This window comes from Klebsiella sp. MS 92-3, assembly GCF_000195655.1.
Taxonomy (GTDB): Bacteria; Pseudomonadota; Gammaproteobacteria; order Enterobacterales; family Enterobacteriaceae; genus Klebsiella; species Klebsiella pneumoniae.
Genome location: NZ_GL882786.1, coordinates 21,665 through 23,616, shown reverse-complemented (window position 1 = coordinate 23,616; position 1,952 = coordinate 21,665). Strand labels below are relative to the sequence as shown.

General features: G+C 64.7%; 2 protein-coding genes and 1 pseudogene. All 3 read left to right on the top strand.

All coding sequences use genetic code 11. The annotated features are described in order from the left end of the window. Positions 1-100 (top strand): annotated as a pseudogene (locus HMPREF9538_RS31490) (glutathione S-transferase); the annotation flags it as partial. A 105-nt stretch (positions 101-205) separates the two neighbouring features. After that, positions 206-1,594: an L-seryl-tRNA(Sec) selenium transferase gene (selA, locus tag HMPREF9538_RS18085; protein WP_004186109.1), complete on the top strand. Its 1,389-nt coding sequence runs from the start codon at positions 206-208 to the stop codon at positions 1,592-1,594. Beyond that, a partial coding sequence (locus HMPREF9538_RS32795) for a GTP-binding protein (RefSeq protein WP_009484614.1) occupies positions 1,591-1,952 on the top strand: 362 nt, incomplete at its 3' end. The genes selA and HMPREF9538_RS32795, both read left to right, overlap by 4 nt.

Here is a 1,952-nt window from a genome sequence, read left to right as displayed (position 1 = left end):
CGCGCCGGGCTGGTGCGCCACCCGGCCGCAGTTGGTGAAGCTGGTGGATGCGTTGTTCCAGCGCGCCAGCTTTGCGCGCACTGAACCGCCGCGGACTTGACCCAGGCAGGTAACAGTTTGCGCAAGGAGGCGTTACAATCGCCGCTGATTGTTGACTCCCTCTCCCGTCGGGGGGGGGGGAAATAACTTACCGCCAGGCCCATTCATGACTACCGAAATTCGTGCGCTTTATACCCGGCTTCCGGCCATTGACCGCTTACTACGCGACCCCGCTTTTTCTCCCCTGCTGGCGCAGCACGGCCATTCGCAGGTGGTGGCGCAGCTGCGCCAGATGCTGGATGAGGCGCGGGAACAGATTAGCCAACGGCAGACGCTCCCTGACTGGAGCCATGACTGGCAGCACGCCTGTGAGCAGCGGCTCACCGCCGGCCAGCGGAGTGCCCTGCGTCCGGTGTTTAATCTCACCGGTACGGTATTGCATACCAATCTGGGGCGCGCCATCCAGGCGGAGTCGGCCGTGGAGGCGGTCGCCAGCGCGATGCGCGCGCCGGTGACGCTCGAATATGATCTCGACGACGCCGGGCGCGGCCATCGCGATCGCGCCATTGCCGATCTGCTGTGCCAGATCACCGGCGCGGAAGACGCCTGTATCGTGAACAACAACGCGGCGGCCGTTCTGCTGATGCTGGCGGCCACCGCCAGCGGTCGCGAAGTGGTGGTCTCTCGCGGCGAACTGGTGGAGATCGGCGGGGCATTTCGCATCCCCGACGTGATGCGCCAGGCGGGTTGCCAGCTGCACGAAGTGGGTACCACCAACCGCACCCATGCCAAAGATTATCGCCAGGCGGTGAATGACAATACCGCGCTGCTGATGAAGGTCCACACCAGCAACTACAGTATTGAGGGCTTTACCAAAGCCGTCGACGAAGCGGAGCTGGCGGCCATTGGCCGCGAACTGGATGTTCCGGTGGTAGCCGACCTGGGCAGCGGGTCGCTGGTGGATCTCAGTCAGTATGGCCTGCCAAAGGAGCCGATGCCGCAGGAGATGATCGCCGCCGGGGTGAGCCTGGTCAGTTTCTCCGGCGACAAGCTGCTCGGTGGCCCGCAGGCCGGGATTATCGTCGGCAAACGCGCGCTGATTGCCCAGCTGCAAAGCCACCCGCTGAAGCGGGCCCTGCGCGCCGATAAAATGACCCTCGCGGCGCTGGAGGCTACGCTGCGCCTCTATCAGCACCCGGAGGCGCTGAGGGAGAAATTGCCGACGCTGCGCCTGCTCACCCGTCCGGCGGAGGAGATCCGCCGGCTGGCTGAACGCCTGCAGCCTGACCTGGCGGCACACTATGCTGATTTTGCCGTCAGCGTGGCAGCCTGCCAGTCGCAGATTGGCAGCGGCTCGTTACCCGTCGACCGCCTGCCCAGCGCGGCGTTGACCTTTACCCCGCATGACGGCCGCGGTAGCCGGCTGGAGGCGCTGGCGGCCCGCTGGCGCGCGCTGCCGTGTCCGGTGATTGGCCGCATTTATGACGGTCGGCTCTGGCTGGACCTGCGCTGTCTGGAAGATGAAACCCGCTTTATGGAGATGTTGTTACGATGATTATTGCCACCGCTGGACATGTTGACCACGGCAAAACGACGCTGCTGCAGGCGATAACCGGCGTGAATGCCGATCGTTTGCCGGAGGAGAAAGCGCGGGGAATGACGATCGATCTCGGCTATGCCTACTGGCCGCAGCCGGACGGGCGGGTGCTGGGATTTATTGACGTTCCCGGGCACGAAAAGTTTTTGTCCAACATGCTGGCGGGGGTGGGCGGTATTGACCATGCGCTGCTGGTGGTGGCCTGCGATGACGGGGTGATGGCGCAAACCCGCGAACACCTGGCGATCCTGCAGCTGACCGGAAAGCCGACGCTGACCGTGGCGCTGACCAAAACGGACCGCGTGGCGGCCGCCCC

What these genes read in the sequence shown, in the direction of transcription:
- selA (WP_004186109.1), top strand. Translation starts at nt 206, where the DNA reads ATGACTACCGAAATTCGTGCGCTTTATACCCGGCTTCCGGCCATTGAC.